This window comes from Methylobacterium sp. PvP105 (assembly GCF_017876975.1).
In the GTDB taxonomy this organism is placed as follows: domain Bacteria; phylum Pseudomonadota; class Alphaproteobacteria; order Rhizobiales; family Beijerinckiaceae; genus Methylobacterium; species Methylobacterium radiotolerans.
The window spans coordinates 4,221,909-4,240,142 of the sequence record NZ_JAGIPA010000001.1 but is presented as its reverse complement, the minus strand read 5'-3'; the positions used below and the strand labels follow the sequence as shown (position 1 = coordinate 4,240,142).

At 72.9% G+C, this 18,234-nt stretch carries 15 protein-coding genes; 11 read left to right on the top strand and 4 right to left on the bottom strand.

Annotated features, from left to right (window positions below; translation table 11 throughout):
- Position 1: 1 nt before the first annotated feature.
- From J3A75_RS20825 to J3A75_RS20810, 4 genes are all read left to right on the top strand, one after another.
- Positions 2–319: an SH3 domain-containing protein gene (locus J3A75_RS20825; RefSeq protein ID WP_012320017.1), complete on the top strand. Its 318-nt coding sequence runs from the start codon at positions 2–4 to the stop codon at positions 317–319.
- 11 nt (positions 320–330) lie between these two features.
- A complete protein-coding gene (locus J3A75_RS20820; protein ID WP_012320016.1) occupies positions 331–1,353 on the top strand; it encodes a zinc-binding dehydrogenase in 1,023 nt (340 codons plus the stop codon).
- Positions 1,354–1,491: 138 nt separating this feature from the next.
- A complete protein-coding gene (locus J3A75_RS20815; protein WP_012320015.1) occupies positions 1,492–2,508 on the top strand; it encodes a lipid A biosynthesis lauroyl acyltransferase in 1,017 nt (338 codons plus the stop codon).
- 7 nt (positions 2,509–2,515) lie between these two features.
- Positions 2,516–3,283, top strand: a complete 768-nt coding sequence (locus J3A75_RS20810; RefSeq protein ID WP_012320014.1) for a DUF1223 domain-containing protein — start codon at positions 2,516–2,518, stop codon at positions 3,281–3,283.
- A 16-nt stretch (positions 3,284–3,299) separates the two neighbouring features.
- Here the strand turns inward: J3A75_RS20810 and J3A75_RS20805 are convergent, their stop codons facing one another.
- Positions 3,300–3,521 (bottom strand): hypothetical protein, encoded by a 222-nt coding sequence (locus tag J3A75_RS20805; RefSeq protein ID WP_024829553.1) that lies wholly within the window; start codon positions 3,519–3,521, stop codon positions 3,300–3,302.
- Between the two features lie 223 nt (positions 3,522–3,744).
- Between J3A75_RS20805 and J3A75_RS20800 the strand changes: the two genes are divergently transcribed.
- The 5 genes from J3A75_RS20800 to J3A75_RS20780 all read left to right on the top strand — a co-directional run bounded on the left by J3A75_RS20800 (position 3,745) and on the right by J3A75_RS20780 (position 10,163).
- Positions 3,745–4,461, top strand: coding sequence for a DUF1194 domain-containing protein (locus tag J3A75_RS20800; protein WP_012320012.1), 717 nt, complete (start codon positions 3,745–3,747; stop codon positions 4,459–4,461).
- A 31-nt stretch (positions 4,462–4,492) separates the two neighbouring features.
- Positions 4,493–5,995, top strand: coding sequence for a M81 family metallopeptidase (locus J3A75_RS20795; RefSeq protein ID WP_070999833.1), 1,503 nt, complete (start codon positions 4,493–4,495; stop codon positions 5,993–5,995).
- Between the two features lie 120 nt (positions 5,996–6,115).
- Complete coding sequence (locus tag J3A75_RS20790; RefSeq protein WP_070999832.1) at positions 6,116–7,186, top strand: malate/lactate/ureidoglycolate dehydrogenase; 1,071 nt, start codon at positions 6,116–6,118, stop codon at positions 7,184–7,186.
- Between the two features lie 107 nt (positions 7,187–7,293).
- The gene (locus tag J3A75_RS20785) at positions 7,294–8,604 is read left to right on the top strand and encodes an MFS transporter (protein ID WP_024829556.1); all 1,311 of its coding nucleotides are present in this window, start codon (positions 7,294–7,296) and stop codon (positions 8,602–8,604) included.
- Between the two features lie 35 nt (positions 8,605–8,639).
- Positions 8,640–10,163: a UxaA family hydrolase gene (locus J3A75_RS20780; RefSeq protein WP_012320008.1), complete on the top strand. Its 1,524-nt coding sequence runs from the start codon at positions 8,640–8,642 to the stop codon at positions 10,161–10,163.
- A gap of 73 nt (positions 10,164–10,236) precedes the next feature.
- Here the strand turns inward: J3A75_RS20780 and J3A75_RS20775 are convergent, their stop codons facing one another.
- The gene (locus J3A75_RS20775) at positions 10,237–11,283 is read right to left on the bottom strand and encodes a saccharopine dehydrogenase family protein (RefSeq protein ID WP_024829557.1); all 1,047 of its coding nucleotides are present in this window, start codon (positions 11,281–11,283) and stop codon (positions 10,237–10,239) included.
- Between the two features lie 140 nt (positions 11,284–11,423).
- On the opposite strand from J3A75_RS20775, the gene J3A75_RS20770 reads away from it, so the two are divergent.
- Both J3A75_RS20770 and putA read left to right on the top strand, forming a co-directional pair.
- Positions 11,424–12,236 carry a hypothetical protein gene (locus tag J3A75_RS20770; RefSeq protein ID WP_024829558.1) on the top strand — a complete coding sequence of 271 codons (813 nt, stop codon included), beginning with the start codon at positions 11,424–11,426 and terminating at the stop codon, positions 12,234–12,236.
- A gap of 102 nt (positions 12,237–12,338) precedes the next feature.
- Entirely contained in the window at positions 12,339–16,025 is a 3,687-nt protein-coding gene (gene putA / locus J3A75_RS20765) for a trifunctional transcriptional regulator/proline dehydrogenase/L-glutamate gamma-semialdehyde dehydrogenase (protein ID WP_209650714.1), read from the top strand.
- 16 nt (positions 16,026–16,041) lie between these two features.
- Here the strand turns inward: putA and J3A75_RS20760 are convergent, their stop codons facing one another.
- Entirely contained in the window at positions 16,042–17,634 is a 1,593-nt protein-coding gene (locus J3A75_RS20760) for an ABC transporter substrate-binding protein (RefSeq protein WP_012320004.1), read from the bottom strand.
- Between the two features lie 148 nt (positions 17,635–17,782).
- Positions 17,783–18,076: a DUF2218 domain-containing protein gene (locus tag J3A75_RS20755; protein ID WP_012320003.1), complete on the bottom strand. Its 294-nt coding sequence runs from the start codon at positions 18,074–18,076 to the stop codon at positions 17,783–17,785.
- Positions 18,077–18,234: the final 158 nt, after the last annotated feature.

Here is an 18,234-nt window from a genome sequence, read left to right as displayed (position 1 = left end):
GGTGGCGCCGCCGAACCGGACGACCCTGACGATGCGCGCCAGCCTCGCCCTCACCGCCGCCCTCTGCGGCGCGGCTCTCCTGGCCCCGGGCCACGCCCGGGCGGAGCCGCAGGTCTACCGGGTCTCCGGCCTGCCGCCGGGCGAGCCGCTCAGCGTCCGCGCCGAGCCGGACCCGTCCGCCGAGCAAGTCGGCGAGATCCGGACCCGCGCCCTGGTCTTCGGCTGCACCAACGACACGCCGAGCCGCACCACGTGGTGCCGGGTGAAGGCCGGACGCGCCCTGGGGTGGGCGCGGCGCCGCTACCTGGCGCCGGAGTGACGAGAGACACGATGCGAGCCCTCCAGCTTTTCGGCGACCGCGACCTGCGCCTCACCGAGATCGAGCCGCCGCCCGCGCCCGGGGCCGACGAGGTCCGGATCCGCATCCGCGCGGTCGGCCTCAACTTCATCGACGTCTGGGGCTTCCGCGGCATGGCCTTCGCCAAGCGGAAGATGCCGCTGATCGTCGGCGCGGAGGCGGCCGGGACCGTCGAGTCGGTCGGGGCGGGCGTCACCGGCCTCGTCGCGGGCGACCGGGTCGTGCCCTACGGCGCCATGACCTGCGGCCGGTGCAAGGCCTGCCGCGAGGGGCGCGACAACCTCTGCGAGGACGTGTCCGGCGTGATGGGCTTCCATCTCGACGGCTTCGCCCGGGAGCTCGTGACCATGCCGGCCCGCCTCGTCGTGAAGGTGCCGGACGGCGTCAGCGACACCGACGCCGCCTGCGCGGGCATCGCCTTCGGCACGGTCCAGCACATGCTGTTCGACAACGCCCGCCTGGAGCCCGGCGAGAGCGTCCTGGTCCATGCCGGCGGCTCGGGAATCGGCACCGCGGCGATCCGCATGGCCAAGGCGATCGGCTGCACGGTCTACACGACGGTCGGCGACGACGAGAAGGGCCGTAAGGCGGCAGAACTCGGCGCCGACCACGTCATCAACTACCGCACCGAGCGGTTCGAGGGCGAGGTCCGCCGGCTGACGAAGCGCAAGGGCGTCGACGTGGTGTTCGAGCACGTCGGCGCCGACACCTGGAACGGCTCCCTGCTCTGCCTGAAGCGCGGCGGTCGCCTCGTGACCTGCGGATCGACCTCGGGCGTCTCGGCGACGATGAACCTGATGCAGCTGTTCCAGCAGCAGTACCGCATCACCGGCTCGTTCGGCTGCTCGCTCGCGAATATCGGTCAGGCCCTCGCCAAGATGGACGCGGGTATTCGACCGGTTGTCGATACCGTGTACCCGCTGGCGGACTTCGCGCAGGGTCTGGAGCGACTCGAATCGCGCCGGGTCTTCGGCAAGATCCTCGTCAGCCTGTAGCGCCGGCCACGGCACACCGGCACGGCGCGACACCGGACCGTAGGCGGCGATCCGCATTTCGCGCCGCGACAGACTTGGCGTAAACGTCGCCGTACGGGTCGCTGGGGGGCCGCCCGTACCGTATCCCTGGAATCGATCGTGCTGCGTCTCGCCCTCCTGCTCAAACGGTCGTACCCGCGCCTCGCGGGCTTCGCGATGATTCCGGTGATCCGCGCCCTGGTACTGCTGGCGCGCGTCCTCGGGCCGGAGCGGTCCACGGCGTTCGGCGCCGCGCTGCTGCGCACCCTCGGCCCGCTCCTGCCGGCGCACCGCACCGCGATGGCGAACCTCAGGGCGGCCTTTCCCGACATGCCGGAGGCGGAGCGGAAGCGGATCGCCCTGAAGGCCTGGGACAATCTCGGGCGGACGGGGGCCGAGTACGCCCACCTCGACACCCTGTTCGATTACGATCCCGCCGCCACCGGCGCGTTGCGGACCGAGGTCACGGGGATCGAGCATTTCTACGCCCTGCGCGACGATGGCCGGCCGGGACTGATCTTCTCGGCGCACTTGGCGAATTGGGAATTGCCGGCGATCTGCGCGGCCAAGTTCGGCCTCGATGCCACCGCGGTATTCCGGCCGCCGAACAATCCCGCGGCCGCGCGCCTCGTCCAGGAGGTCCGCCGCCGGACGATGGGCGGCCTTGCCGCCTCCACGCCGGGTGCCGTGTTCGCCATGCGCGACGTGGTCGAGACCGGCGGCCACCTCGGCCAGCTGATCGACCAGCACTTCACACGCGGTGTCGTGGTGGAATTTCTCGGCCGGCCGTGCCTCGCCAACCCGCTGCTGGCCAAGCTCGCCCGCCACTATGACTGCCCGGTGCACGGCGTGCGCGTCGTGCGCCTGCCGGAGGGCCGCTTCCGCCTCGACCTGACGCCGCCCCTCGACCTGCCCAGGGCCGCCGACGGGACCGTTGACGTCGCCGGCGCGATGCAGGCGATGACGGCCGTCGTCGAGGGCTGGGTGCGGGAGAATCCGGGCCAGTGGCTGTGGATGCATCGTCGCTGGCGGCCCGATATGCTGCCCAAGCCGAGAGTTGCGCCGGCGCCACTTCAACCGAAGGTAGAGGCCTCTCAAGCCAACGTGATTTCACCTTCGGCTTCGCAGACGGTCTGATGGATCGATGACGCCCCGGCACCGCGCCCCGACCCGCGACCGCCGCGCGCTCCGCGCCGCGCTGCTTGCCTGCGCGACGCTGGCCGCGATACCGGCGCGGGCCGAGCCCGTTCGCGCCGTGGTGGAACTCTTCACCAGCCAGGGCTGCGGCGCCTGCCGGTCCGCCGACCCGGTCCTGCGCGACCTCGCCCACAAGCCCGGCGTCATCGCCCTGACCCTGCCGGTGACCTACTGGGACTACCTCGGCTGGAAGGACACGCTGGCGCTGCGTCCGCTGACCGAGCGTCAGCGCGCCTACGCGCGGGGCCGCGGGGCCCGACAGGTCTTCACGCCCCAGGTGGTGGTCGACGGCAACGGCTTCGCCGTCGGGTCCGACCGGCCGGCCCTGGAGCGCCTGATCCGCGATGCCTGCCAGCACGGCGGGCTGCCGGTGCCGGTGCGCGGGGAGACCAAGGGCGACCGGATCCTGGTGGAGGTCGGGGCGGCCCCGGAGGCCAGGACCGAGATCCGCGGCGACGTCTGGCTGGTGCCCGTGCTGCGCAGCCGCGCCATCGCGATCCAGGCCGGGGAGAATGGCGGCCGGACGGCGACCTACGTCAACGTCGTCCGCGGCATGCAGCGCCTCGGTCCCTGGACGGGCCAGCCGGCCCGCTTCGAGGTGCCCGACATCCAGGCCCGCGTCGCCGATGCGGACAGCTGGGTCGTGCTTCTCCAGGGTGCGGCCGACGGCAAGCCGGGCCGCATCTTCGGCGCCGCCAAAGGCCCGGGGCTCTAACGCCTGTACGCGCCCGCTACTCCAGCGAGATCGGGTCGATCTGCCGCCGGCCCTCGCGCCGGTGGCGCGCCCGGGACTCGTCGGCGAGCGACGCCAACTTGGCGTCGAGGCGCTCGGACAGGCGACCCACCAGCCCGATCAGCCCGTCGATCATCCGGCTGACGAGGGCGACCGTCCCGGTCACGGCTCCGACGATCCCGTTCTCGATGGCGCGACCGATTCGGCGAAGACGCTGCATGTCGACTGACTCTGGCTGGGCGGCGCCGGCGGCGCCTCGATCCGCAGCAGGTAGGGCGGGCGCTCCGGCGTGTGATGCGGCCGAAAGCGGCGCGGATCCGCGCTGCGCGGGTGGAACCTTCGCGCGGTGCGGCCGGACGGTCCGAACCGGCGGGTCGGCAGGCTCGTTGCATGGGTGTGGCTGCCCGCCGTCCCGCGCGGGCGCCCGAATTCGAGGGTCGGCCATGCGGCGACGCCCGTTCCTGTCCGGGATGCTCGCCGCCCTGTCGGTGGTCGGCCGTCCCGCCCGCGCGGCGGATGCGAGCGTCGACCTCCTCCTCGTCCTCGCGGTGGACGTGTCGCTCAGCATCAGCGAGGCCCGGTTCGATCTCGAGCGCCGCGGTTACGCCGAGGCTTTCGGTGATCCGGGCGTGCTGCGCGCCATCGGCGACGGCCCGACCGGGCGCATCGGCGTCGTGCTGTTCGACTGGGCCGGGCCCGGCGAGCAGCAGGTGGCGGTCGACTGGATGGTGATTTCCTCGGCGCGGGACGCTGCCGCCTTCGCGGCGCGCCTGCGCGCCGCGCCGCGGCCGTTCTACGGACGCACCGCCATCGGGTCGGCCATCGGTTTCGCCGCGGACCTGCTGGCCCGGGCGCCCTTCCGCGCCGACCGTCGGGTGATCGACATCTCGGGCGACGGCACCGGCAATGCCGGGCGCCCCATCGCGGAGGCCCGCGACGCGGCCGTGGCGGCCGGCATCACGGTGAACGGCATCGTCATCCTCACCGAGCCGGAGGGGATGCCGGCCTTCCTGAAGGAGCACACCAACCCGGCAGGCGGTCTCGCGGCGTATTACCGGAGCGTCGTCATCGGCGGAGAGGGCGCCTTCGTGATGACCGCCGAGAGTTTCGCGGCTTTCGGCCGCTCGCTCGTCGCCAAGCTGGTGCGCGAGATCTCCTGACCGTCACCCGATCTCAGAGGGCCGACCATCGATGCGCCTTGCCGTCCTCCAGTTCACCCACGAGACCGTGACGTTCCTTCCGAACGACACGACCCGTGACGACTTCGTCTATCCCGGCTCGCCGGCCACCGGGGCCGCGCTCCTCGCCACCGATCCCAAAGGATACATGGGCGGCTTCGTGCAGGTGGCGCAGGAGTACGTCGGCGTCGAGCTGGTGGGGATCACCTCGCCGCTCTGGCCGCGCACCGGCACCGCCTCGGGCTGGATCACCGCCGACGCCTACGCGCACTTCCTCGGGCGGATGGCGGAGGAGCTGCGGGCGCGGGGGCCGTTCGACGGCGTCTACCTCGCCCTGCACGGTGCCATGGCGGTGCGCGGCGTCCCCCGGCCGGAGGCCGACATCGCCCGGCAAGTCCGCGCCGCGGTGGGCGAGGGGGCGATCCTGGTCGGGACCTTCGACCTTCACGGCAACGAGGATGCGGCCTTCCTCGACCACGCCGACATGGCCTTCGCGGTGAAGTACTTCCCGCACTACGACGGCCACCTCCAGGGGCAGCGCGCCGCCCGGATGCTGGTGCGCGCCGTGCGCGGCGAATTCCGGCCCGCGCACCGGACCTTCAAGGTGCCCATCCTCTCGCCCACCGTGGTGCAGTGGACCGGCGCAGCGCCCTGGTCCGATCTCGTGCAGCGGGCCCTCGTCTGGGAGGCGCGCGAGCCGGACGTGTACGTCAACGTCTACTTCGGCTTCCCGTGGGGCGACGCCCCGGACGCCGGGATGACCGTGCAGGCGATCACCAATGACGACCCGGCCCTCGCCGAGCGGGTGGCGCGGGACGTGGCGGATTTCGCTTGGCGGCGGCGGCGCGCGCTCCTCGAGGCGACGCGGATCCACACGATCGCCGACGGCGTCCGCCTCGCCCGGGCGGCGGTGGCGGAGGGCGCCGCCCCTGTGGTCCTCGCCGACCACAGCGACCGGTCCGGCCGGGCGACTTGGCTGCTGCGCGAGATCCTCCGGCAGGGCCTCACCCGCACCCTGGTCGCCACCGTGGCGTCGCCCGACATCGCGGCGGCGGGGACCTTCGCGGCGGGCGACCCGTTCGACGCGCCGGTCGGCGGCGGCGGCGACCCGTCCGCGGGCGATCCGGTGCGGATCGCCGGAACCGTGCTGCGCGTGGTCGAGGCGCCGGAGCCGGGCGTCGCCGGCAGCGGCGGCGGCGGTACATGGATCTGCGTCGCGTTCGGGGCCGGCAACGTCCTCGTGCTGAGCCCGCAGCTCGCGCAGATCGTCGAGCCCGACGAGCTGTGGCGTCTCGGCCTGGAGCCGGCGGATTTCGACATCGTGGCGATCAAGTCGCGGGTGCATTTCCGGCGCGGCTTCGACGACGGCGGCTACGCCCGCACGATCCTGCTGGTGGAGCCGCCGGAACCGTTCCTCGGCACGGTGCGGCTCGATCACCTCGCCTACGCGCACATGCGGGCCGCCGACTTCTTCCCCTACGGCGATCCGCCCGGGCCCGCCCCGTCCGGGCCGTGACCGGTTCCGTGGGGACGACAGGTGGCGGCCGCCGTCACCCGCCGGTGCTCGCCCTGCACGTGCGAGGACGCTAGGTTCATCCCGCACGCGCTCGGTGAAGCGCGGCGAGGGAGAGACGGGATGCGGATTCCGGCCGACAGGCTGACCGCCTACGTGCGGGACATTTTCGTGCGCGAGGGCTGCGCCGAGCCGGAGGCCGAGCGGATCGGCCGCTTCCTGGTGGCGGCGAACCTCACCGGCCACGACAGTCACGGCGTCGTCCGTGTCACCCGCTACGTCGAGTGGCTGCGCGCGGGCGAGGTCGAGGCCGGCCGCACGCCCGAGATCGTCACCGACGCGCCGAACTTCGCCCTCGTGGACGCGCATTACGGGTTCGGGCAGACGGCCGGCCCCTTCGCCACCGATCTCGGGATCGCCAAGGCGCGGGAGAACGGCGTCGCGATCATCGCCCTGCGGCACGCCGGGCATATCGGCCGGATCGGCGAGTGGGCCGAGCGGGCGGCGGCGGCGGGGCTCGTCTCGGTGCACTTCGTCAACGTGGCGGGGAGCCTCCTCGTGGCACCCTTCGGATCCGTGGAGCGCCGATTCTCGACGGCCCCCTTCGCGGCCGGCTTCCCGGTCCCGGGGGGCGACCCGATCATCCTCGATTTCGCCACGTCGCTGGTCGCCGAGGGCAAGGTGCTCGTCGCCTCCCGGGGCGGCAAGCCGCTGCCCGAGGGCGCGCTGATCGAGCCGGGCGGCCGCCTCAGCGCCGACCCTGCGACCCTGTTCGGCCCGCTGGAGGGCGTCGAGCGCGACAACCAGCGCGGCGCCGGGGCGATCCGGGCCTTCGGCGAGCACAAGGGCTCCGGCCTCGCGCTGATGTGCGAGCTCCTCGCCGGCGCGCTCACCGGCTCCGGCACGGCCGGCCCCGGGCAGCGGCGGATCTGCAACGGCATGCTGTCGATCTACGTCACGCCGACCGCCCTCGGCACCGAGGACGCCCTCGCGGTCGAGACGCGGGCCTATCTCGACTTCTTCAAGAGCGCCAAGCCGATGCCGGGCGCCGAGGTCCTGCTGCCCGGCGAGCCGGAGCGGCGCATGCGCGCCGAGCGCCTCGCCGAGGGTGTGCCGCTGCCGGAGCCCGTCTGGGAGACCCTGCTCGCCGCCGGCCGGCCGCACGGCCTCGACGGCAACGCCTACCGCACCTGAGCCGGACGAGGGCCGGCACGACACCACGCTCGGCGGCGACCCTCGGCCCCAACGGGGGCGCCGCACGGACCGGGGACGCCATCCCCGGAAGACGGGAGGAGCCCACGATGCCTCGCCTGCGCTGGCTCATGATCGGCCTCTGCATGGCCGCCAACGCCATCAACTACATCGACCGCGCCAATCTGGCGGTCGCCGCGCCCTCCATGTCCAAGGAGCTGGGGCTCGACGCCACCGACATGGGCCTGATCCTGTCGGGCTTCTTCTGGACCTACGCGATCATGCAGCTGCCTTTCGGCTACGTGGCCGACCGGTTCGGCGCGCGGCTCTCGCTCGTGGTCGCGGTGGTCTGGTGGTCGGCCTGCACGGCGCTGACCGCGGTCGGACGGGGCTTCCTGTCGCTGCTCGGCCTGCGCATGCTGCTCGGCATCGGCGAGGCCGGGGCCTACCCGTCCTTCGCCAAGGTCGCGGCCTCGTGGTTCCCGCGCAGCGAGCGGAGCTTCGCCAGCAGTATCTTCGACAGCGGCTCGCGGGTGGGCTCGGCGCTGGCGATCCCGCTGGTGTCCTGGGTCATCGCGACGCTGGGCTGGCGGGAATCCTTCGTCGTCACCGGTGTGCTGGGCTTCGCCTGGGCTGTGTTCTGGATGTGGCTCTACCGCGAGCCCGAGAACCACCCGAAGGTCTCGCCGGAGGAGCTCGCCCGGCTCCAGGCCGCGCAGGAGCGGCCGAAGACCGTCGACGCCGCCGACGCCCAGAACCAGGTGCCGTGGCTGTCGCTGTTCCGCTACCGCACGGTCTGGGGCATGATGGCGGGATTCTTCTGCCTGAACTTCGTGATCTACTTCTTCATCACGTGGTTCCCGACCTACCTGGTCAAAGCGCGGGGCTTCTCGCTGGCGGAGCTCGGCACGCTCGGCAGCCTGCCGGCCCTGGCGTCGATCCCCGCGGGCTGGCTCGGCGGCTTCGCGTCGGACGCCCTCTACCGCCGCGGCTGGAGCCTCACGGCGGCCCGCAAGACCTGCCTCGTCGGCGGCATGCTGATGTCGTCGGTGATCACCCTGTCGATCATCGCGCCGAACGTCTACGTGGCGCTGCTGTGCTTCGCGGTCGCCTACGGCAGCCTCGCCTTCACGGCCGCGTCGATCTGGGCACTGCCCGGCGACGTGGCGCCGACCCCGGCCCACGTGGCCTCGATCGGCGGCATCCAGAACTTCGCGTCGAACGTCGCCGGGATCGTGACGACGACCTTCACGGGCGTCATGCTGACCGTCACCCAGGGCTCGTTCGTGATCCCCCTGATCGTGGCCGGCGGGTTCTGCCTGCTGGGCGCCTTCATCTACCTGTTCGTGGTCGGCGAGATCGCGCCGCTGCCGGTCCGCGACGCCCGCGCCCCGGCTCTGCGCCCCGAGGCGGCGCGGTGACGGCGAGCGGCCCGATCGAATCCGAGGAGAGACCGATGTCGACCTACCCCGTGATCACCCTTCGGCCGGCCGATGGTGTCGCCGTGGCCCGCGGCGCCATCGAGCCGGGAATGCCGGTCGCCGACGGCGTCGCGGCGGCGGAGCGGATCCCGGCCGGCCACAAGGTCGCGGTCCGGGCCCATCGCGCTGGCGAGCCGGTGACCAAGTACGGACAGATCATCGGCTTCGCCAAGGACGACATCGCGGCCGGCCGCCACGTCCACGTCCACAATCTCGGGATGGGCGAGTTCGCCCGGGACTACGCGTTCGGGGTCGACGCGAGGCCGACCCATCTGGTGACGCCGCCCGCGACCTTCCAGGGCATCCGCCGCCCCGACGGGCGCGTGGCGACGCGCAACTACGTGGGCATCCTCACCTCGGTGAATTGCAGCGCGCACGTCGCCGACCTGATCGCCGACGCGTTCCGGCGGCACCCGATCCTCGGCCTCGACCCGCTCGCTCCCTATCCCAACGTCGACGGTGTCGTGGCGCTGACCCACAAGACCGGCTGCGGCATGGCGATGGGCGAACCGCTGCGGCTCCTGCGCCGGACGCTCGCGGGCTACGCGCGGCACGTCAACTTCTCCCACATCGTGATGATCGGGCTCGGCTGCGAGGTGAACCAGATCGGCGCCTTCTTGGAGGAGCAGGGGCTCGGCGACCGGATCCGCAGCATGAACATCCAGAGCCTCGGCGGCACACGGAAGACCGTCGAGGCCGGCATCGCGTTCGTGAAGGACATCCTGGCCGAGGCGAACGTGGTCCGCCGCGAGCCGGTGCCGGCGAGCGAGCTGATCGTCGCCCTGCAATGCGGCGGCTCGGACGGCTATTCCGGAGTCTCGGCCAACCCGGCTCTGGGAATCGCCAGCGACCTCGTGGTGCGGAACGGCGGCACGGTGATCCTGTCGGAGACCACCGAGACCTACGGCGCCGAGCACCTATTCACCCGCCGCGCCGTCAGTCCGGAAGTCGGCCAGAAGCTCGTCGACCTGATGCACTGGTGGGAGGAGTACACCCGCAAGGAGGGCTCGGAGATCGACGCCAACCCGTCGCCGGGCAACAAGGCCGGCGGCCTGACGACGATCCTGGAGAAGTCGCTCGGCGCCATGGCGAAGGCCGGCAGCACCAACCTCGTGGACGTGCTGCGCTACGCCGATCCCGTCACCGCCAAGGGCTTCGTGTTTATGGACACGCCCGGCTACGACCCGGTCTCGGCGACCGGGCAGGTCGCGGGCGGGGCGAACCTCGTCTGCTTCACCACGGGACGCGGCTCCGTATTCGGCTGCAAGCCGTCGCCCTCGATCAAAATCGCCACCAACTCCGCCATGTACCGGCGGCTCGAGGAGGACATGGACGTCAATTGCGGCACGATCCTCGACGGTGAAGAGAGCGTGGAGCAGGCTGGGCGCCGGATCTTCGACCTGATCCTGCGGGTCGCCGGCGGCGAGCGGACGAAGAGCGAGCAGTTCGATTTCGGCTCGTCGGAATTCGCGCCCTGGCAGATCGGCGCGACCGTGTGAGGGGCCCGGGCGTGCGCTCCGCCGTCGTTGCGAGCGCAGCGACGGTCAGGGCGATCGCCGAGCAGGCCGCATCTCAAAGGTCCGTTCGCACCACGCCCGGGAAATCCAGGATGAAGTCCGGCCCGAAGGCCGTCACCGGCGTGTGGAAGCCCGCCGGCACCGCGCCCGAGGCGAGGCGGCGGGCGACCTCCAGGGCCGTCGCGGCCGTGAGCGTGTAGCCTTCGGGCGTCTCCATCCGGCTCGCCGCCTCCCGCCCTGCGCCGTCCCAGGCTTCCGCCAGGAAGGTGCTGCGGGCCTTCTCGCGCGCCGTTGCGGAGGGACCGGCGGGCAGCCGGTCGATGCCGCGGTTGATCAGGCGCTGCGCGGTGCCGCCCGCGACGATGCGCCGGATGCCGGCGGGCAGGCCGGCCGCCGCCGCCATGGCGGGGAAGGCCTCGAAGTAGACATCGATGTTCCGGACGCCGGTCGAGTACCACGCGCTCGACACGTCGCCCCAGCCGAGCCCGACGGTCCGGCGCGGTCCGGCGCCGAAATCGGCGGTGGACCGCGGCGGGCTCGGCAGTTCGACGATGCGCCCGTCCCGGCGCACCCGCGTGCCCCAGGCGATGCCCTCCACCATGGTGCGGGCCGTGCCGCGGCTGAAGCCGCCGAATCCGCCGATGGAGATGCGCAGGTGCGTCGCCCCGGGCAGTCGCCCGGCCACGTGGGCCGCGAGGCAGTCGCTCGGCACCACGTCGAAGCCCGCCGCCGGCAGGAAGACGATGCCGGCGGCTTTCGCCTCTGCATCCCTGGCCGCGAGAGCCTCCAGTACCGCGATCTCGCCGGTGATGTCGACGTAGTGTGCGCCCGCCGCGAGGCAGGCCTCGGCCATCGGCCGCGCGGTTCGCGAGAACGGGCCGGCCGCGTGGATCACCGCCGCCACGCCCGCGAGGGCCGCGCGCAGACCTGCGCGGTCGTCGAGGCGCGCGGACCGCATCTCCAGGCCCAGCCGGGCTGCCAGCGGCCGCAACTTGTCCGGATCGCGCCCCGCCAGGATCGGGCGCAGCCCCCGCGCGACGGCGTGCGCGGCCAGGAGCTGCCCGGTATAGCCGGTGGCGCCGTAGATCAGGATCGCGGTCATCCCGGGGTTCTGACACCGCTTCGGCCTGTGTCAAAGCGCGCGCCGCGTCGCCGCGCCGGATGCTAGGGCTGCGTCGATCCGATTGTCCCGCGGTGGGGACCGGAAACTCGCCGTCCCGCCCAAACAGGAGCCGAGGCCCGATGTACCAGCGTGATTTCCCGCTGCGCGGGCGACGAGCCCGCCGCAGGGTCGGCGGCTGGGGCGCTGTGCTCCTGAGCCTGACCGCGCCCGCCTGGGCCGCCGACGGGCCCGTGACCCTGGTGGCGTCGTCCGACGCGCGCCCCGGAATCGCCGCCATGCCGCAGATCGCCGCGCCGGCGGACGAGGCCGAGCGGCGGATCAACGCGGCGTTGAAGCGTCTCGATGCGCGGGCGCTCAAGGCCGAGCAGGCGTGCAGGGCCCAGGGCGGGAAGAACAGCTCCTGGGAGCGCTCCGTCCAGGCACCGATGCGCGGACCGCGCTTCCTGAGCTACGTCATCTCCGACAGCTGGTTCTGCGGCGGCGCGCACCCGAGCAGCAACACGATGTCGATCGTCTACGACCTCACCACCGGCGCCCCGGTGGATTGGACAACCCTGCTGCCCGCTTCCCTGACCGGGAAGCTCGCCCTGGCGGAGGGCCCGGGCGGGACCAAGATGGTGACGCTCGCGTCCGGGAAACTGCACGCCCTCTATCTCGCGGGCTATCGCCCGAAGACGGGCGATCCGAAGGCGGACGACGCGGACAAGGAGTGCCGCGAGGCCGTCGCCGAGACCTACGACGGGCAGCCGCCGGCCATGATGGCGTGGCTCGATGCCAAGGCCGGCGGCCTGGCGGTGCAATTCGACCTCGCGCACGTCGTCCAGGCCTGCGCCGATCCGGTGGTGATTCCCGTAGCAGCCCTGCGCCGGGAGGGCGCCCAGCCGCTCCTGGCCGTCGCGCTGGAGGCTGCGCACGCGCGAGCCCCCAAGTGACGGGATCGCCCCGCGCGTCTCAGGCCTCGACGCGTGTCCTGAACGGTGTAGCGTGAGGCCGCGACGGCGCGGTGTCACCGGGCCGTGTCCGAGGGGCGGCCCATGTCCGGATCCGGCGTTGTCGACGACGCAGCCGTCGGGGCCAGCGAGCCGTTCGGCCTGTTCGCGCCCGCCCTGGCGGACCGCTCGCCCCTGCGGCAGGCGGTGATCGCGGCCTGCCGGCGGCCTGAAGCGGATTGCGTGGCGGCGCTCCTCGCCGAGGCGCGCCTGCCGCCCGATGCCGCTCGGCGCGTCGCCGAGCACGCGCGGCGCCTCGTCGAGAGCCTGCGGCGGCAGGGCCGACGCGGCGGCGTCGAGGGTCTGATCCACGAATACGCGCTGTCCAGCCAGGAAGGCGTGGCGCTGATGTGCCTCGCCGAGGCGCTGCTGCGCATCCCCGACGCGGCGACGCGGGACGCGCTGATCCGCGACAAGATCGCGGGCGGCGACTGGGCGGCCCATCTCGGGCACAGTCCGTCGCCCTTCGTCAACGCGGCGACCTGGGGCCTGCTCGTGACCGGCAAGCTGACGGCGACCCGGGACGAGGCCGGCCTCTCCGCCGCGCTCACCCGGCTGATCGCCCGCGGCGGCGAGCCGGTGATCCGCAAAGGCGTCGACCTCGCCATGCGGATGATGGGCGAGCAGTTCGTGGCGGGGCGGACCATCGCCGAGGCCCTGCGGCACGCGGCGCCGCTCGAGGCGAAGGGCTTCACCTACTCGTACGACATGCTCGGCGAGGCCGCCGTGACCGCCGAGGACGCCGAGCGCTTCCGCCGCGCCTACGCGGAGGCCATCGCGGCGATCGGCGCGGCATCGGCCGGCCGCGGCGTGCTCCTCGGCCCCGGCATCTCGATCAAGCTGTCGGCGCTCCACCCCCGCTACGTCCGCGCGCAGCGTGACCGGGTCCTGGCCGAGCTCTATCCCCGCGTGCTGGACTTGGCCCGCCGCGCCATGGGCCACGGCATCGGCCTCAACATCGACGCCGAGGAGGCCGACCGCCTCGACCTGTCGCTCGACATCCTTGAGCGGCTCGCCGCCGACCCCGAACTCGCCGGCTGGGACGGGCTCGGCTTCGTGGTCCAGGCCTACGGCAAGCGCTGCCCCTTCGTCATCGACGTGCTGATCGACCTCGCCCGGCGGTGCCGGCGCCGGCTGATGGTGCGGCTCGTGAAGGGCGCCTACTGGGACAGCGAGATCAAGCGGGCGCAGGTCGACGGTCTTTCGGACTTCCCGGTCTTCACCCGGAAAGTCCACACCGACGTCTCGTACCTTGCCTGCGCGCGGCGGCTGCTCGCCGCGCCCGACGCGGTCTTCCCGCAATTTGCCACCCACAACGCCCAGACACTGGCGAGCATCGTCGCGATGGCCGGCCCGGATTTCCGGCTCGGCCAGTACGAGTTCCAGTGCCTGCACGGCATGGGCGAACCGCTCTACGAGGCCGTGATGGCCGACGCCGATCTGCAGCGGCCCTGCCGCATCTACGCACCGGTAGGCACGCACGAGACCCTGCTTGCCTACCTGGTGCGGCGCCTCCTGGAGAACGGGGCCAACACGTCCTTCGTCAACCGGGTCGCCGACGAGGCCGTGCCGGTGGCGGACCTGATCGCCGACCCGGTCGCCGCCGTCGAGGCCGCGCCGGATCCCGGCGCGCCGCACCCGCGGATCGCGGCCCCCCGGGCGCTCTACGGCCCGGCCCGCGCCAACGCGGCCGGGCTCGACCTCGCCGACGAGGTGGAGCTCGCCCGGCTGTCGGGCGGGCTGGCGGCGAGCGGACGCACCGCGTGGCGGGCGGTGCCGTCGGTCGCGGATGACGCGGCGGCCGACGAACCCGTCCACAATCCCGCCGACCACCGGGACGTCGTCGGATTCTACCAGGCGGCGACGGTCGAGACCGTGGCGGTCGCCGTGCGGCGCGCGCAGGCGGGCGCGGCCGGCTGGGCGGCGACGCCAGCCACAGAGCGCGCCGCCTGCCTGCGGCGGGCCGCCGACGCCCTCGAGACGCAGATGCCAACGCTGATCGGGCTCGTCGTGCGTGAGGCAGGCAAGACCTACGCGAGCGCCGTCGCGGAGATCCGCGAGGCGGTCGATTTCCTCCGCTACGACGCCGCCGAGGCCGAGCGGACCCTCGGGGACGCGCACGCGCCGCTCGGCCCGGTCGCCTGCATCGCGCCGTGGAATTTCCCGCTGGCGATCTTCGTCGGTCAGGTCGCGGCCGCCCTGGCGGCGGGCAACACGGTCCTGGCGAAACCCGCCGAGGAGACCCCGCTGATCGCGGCGGCTGCCGTCCGCGCGCTGCACGCGGCCGGGATCCCCGCGGAGGCGCTGCACCTCCTGCCGGGCGACGGCAGAGTCGGCGCCGCCCTGGTCGAGGATCCGCGCGTGCAGGGCGTGATGTTCACCGGATCGACGGCCGTGGCCAAGGGCATTCAGCGCGCTCTGGCGGAGCGACTGAACCGCTTCAACGAGCCGGTGCCGTTCGTTGCCGAGACCGGCGGCCAGAACGCCCTCGTGGTCGATTCCTCGGCGCTCGCCGAGCAGGTGGTGGCCGACGTGATCGCCTCGGCCTTCGATTCCGCGGGCCAGCGCTGCTCCGCGCTCCGGATCCTGTGCCTGCAGGAGGAGATCGCCGACCTGACGCTGCACATGCTGAAAGGCGCTCTCCGGGAGTTGCGAGTGGGCGATCCGCGGCGCCTCGCCGTCGATGTCGGGCCGGTCATCACCGCCGAGGCCGCCGATCGGATCATCGGCCACGTGGCGCACATGCGCGCGCGCGGCTTCCCGGTGGCGCAGTTCCCCCTGCCGCCCGAAGCCGACGCCGGGACCTTCGTGCCGCCGACCATGATCGAGATCGGGGCCGTCGCCGATGTCGAGCAGGAGGTGTTCGGGCCGGTGCTGCACGTGCTGCGCTATCGCCGCGACGCCCTCGACGCGCTCCTCGCGGCGATCGACGCGACCGGCTACGGACTTACCTTCGGGCTGCACAGCCGCATCGACGAGACCATCGACCGCGTCCTCGGCCGCGTGCGGGCCGGCAACCGCTACGTGAACCGCAACATCATCGGTGCGGTCGTCGGCGTGCAGCCCTTCGGCGGCTCCGGGCTGTCGGGGACGGGCCCGAAGGCCGGCGGCCCGCTTTCCCTCGGCCGCCTGCTGCGACGCGCGCCCGCCGCCGCCCGCGACGGGCTGGCCGCCGACGACGGGGCGCTCCGTCCCTACACGGCGTGGTTGCGGTCGCGGCACCGCCACGACCTCGCGGACCGGCTCGAATCCGTTCGCTATCCCGGCCGGGGTGCGACCGCTCTGGCCGGTCCCGTGGGGGAGCGCAACCTGTACGCGCTGCGTCCCCGGGGACGGATCGCGGCCGTCGCCGCGACCGAGACGGCGCTCCTTCTCCAGCTCGGTGCGATCCTCGGCACCGGCAACGCGGCGGTCGTCGTCGGGCCGGAGGGGCGCGGGCCGGCCCTGGGCGATCTGCCGGCGACGTGCGCGGCGCGGGTCGCCCGAGCCCCGGATCTCGGGCGCGCGAGCGATATCGACGGCGTCCTGTTCGCGGGCGACGACGCTGCCCTGAGGGCCGTGAACAGGGCCGTCGCGGCGCGCGACGGCGCGATCCTGCCGATCCAGGCCCGCTGCCCGGAGGCGCTGGCGGCCGGCGACCTCTACGATCCGGCCGGCCTGGTGGAGGAGGTCACCACCACGATCAACATCGCGGCGGCCGGCGGCAATGCCAGCCTGATGAGCGTCGGGTGAGCCCGCAACTGCCCGGTCAGGCCGACCGGCGCAGATTCCAGAACAGCGGCAGCCCGGTCAGCATGCCTTCGAGGTCCCGCCGGTAGGCGGTCGGCTGGAAATACTGGCCGCAGGGCAGGTAGGCGCCGACCTCCAGCGCCCGCGCCTGGATCCGCGCCGCCAGGGCCTTCTGGGCGTCGAGGTCCGGCGCGTCGAACCACGCGCCGCGCAGCTCCTCCAGGGGCGCGTCCGTCAGCCAGCTTGGCACGCCGGCCCGGCCGTTCCCGCGGACGGCCAGGTGGTAGGCCGGCGAGAGGTGGTCCAGCCCGCCGGAGAAGATGCCGAACATCGACCAGCCGCCCTGGTCCAGGGGCTTGGCGTTCAGGATCCGCTGGTTGACCGTGCCCCAGTCGGTGGCGACGACGTCGAGGTTCATCCCGATCTTCCGGCAGGCATCGGCCATCACCTCGCAGATCGCGTTGATCCGCGGCACGTCGGTCCCGGAGAGCAGCACGACGCGCTCGCCCTTGTAGCCCGCCGCCGCCAGAGCCCGTTTCGCGGCGGCGAGGTCGCGGGGGCCGGTCAGCGCCTCCATGCCGGCCGACGACGCCATCGGTCCGCCGGACGTGAAGATGCCGACGGGCCCGCGCCGGATCGCCGGGTCGCTGCCGGCGACGGCGTCCATCATCTCGGTCTGGTCGACGGCCGCGAGGAGCGCCCGGCTGATCGCGGGATTGTCGAAGGGCGGCAGGGTGTGGTTGAGGCGGATCTGGCCGATCAGCCCGGCGGTCTCCACCAGATCCACGCGCACGGCGGGCTGGCGGCTCAGGTCCGGCACGAGGTCGACGAGCGGCTGCTCCCACCAGTCGATCTCGCCCGAGCGCAGGGCGCCGGCCGCGGTCGCGCCGTCGGGGATCGTGCGCCACTCGACGCGGTCGAAATGCGCGATCCGCGGTCCGGCCGTGAAGCTCGGCGTGCCGTCGGCGCGCGGTCGATAGGCCTCGAACCGGCGGTAGACGTTGAGCGAACCCGGGACCCGCTCGTCGGCGGCGAAGCGGAACGGGCCGCTGCCGACCATCTCCGGCACCGGCTGCGTCGCGGGTGTCGCGCTCAGGCGCTCCGGCATGATCACCGGGACGTAGGAAGTCGGTTTGGCCAGGGCGTCCGGCAGGAGCGGGAAGGGCCGCTTCAGGCGGAACTGCACGACCGTGTCGGTGGGCGCCGTGAGTTCATCCACGGTCGCGAACAGGGCCCCGCCGTAGGCATCGCGCTGCGCCCAGCGCTTCAGGCTCGCCACGACGTCGCGGCCGAGGACCGGCGTCCCGTCGTGGAAGCGCAGGCCGTCCCGCAGGGTCAGGCGCCACGTGAGGCCGTCGGACGCGACCTCGTGCCCCGCCACCATCTGCGGTTGGGCGCGGTAGGCGGTGTCGAGGCTGTAGAGGGTGTCGAAGATCATCAGCGCGTGGGTGCGCGTGACGTAGTTGGTGGTGATGATCGGGTCGAGAAGCGCCAAGTCCGCGTAGGGCACGAACCGCAGGGTCGTCGCCGAGGCCGCGCGGACCAGTGCCGGCTTGGCGAGGGCGCCGGCCATCAGGGCTCCGGCGCCTGTCAGCAGGGTGCGTCGCTTCATCAATCGATCCCGGTCGCGGCGGCGCCCGATCTGGCCGCAAGCCGGGTTCGCGTGCAAGTGGTGCGCCACTGCCGCGCTTCGGGCGGGATCGGGCAGCCCGCCCGGGCCGGCGTCCGGACGGGTCGGCGTGATCGCGCCGCGCGGTCCCTCAGGCGGCGCGCGACCAGCGGATGTCGCCGAGGCTCTCGCGGAAGGCGAAGCGGGCGAGGTGGTCGGCCACGACGTTCTCGAGCCGGGTAAGGTTGACCGGGTCGGAGCTGTCGATGCGCATCACCAGGGCGTCGGGCTCGGCATCGAAGGTGCAGACGCGGTCCTCGCCGAAGGGCACGGTGCCGTGAACGGGGGTCGCCTCGACCTTGAACTTGTGGCTCCAGTGCCGGCAGAGCTGCTGCAGGTAGCGGCTCGCCTCGGTGGTCTGCACGCGGGCCTGAGAGGTGGGCATTCCGTCGGTCTCCAGATGGGTATGAAAACAGCCTGTCGGTGACGGTTCGTCGTTCGATCTCGCATGTGCGAGATAGGGAGGCCTCAGAGCAATTGCCATGCCTGGCGCTGACGGATCCGTCTCCGCCGTCTGTGATGAAGGTCTGTCCGAAGCGTTAG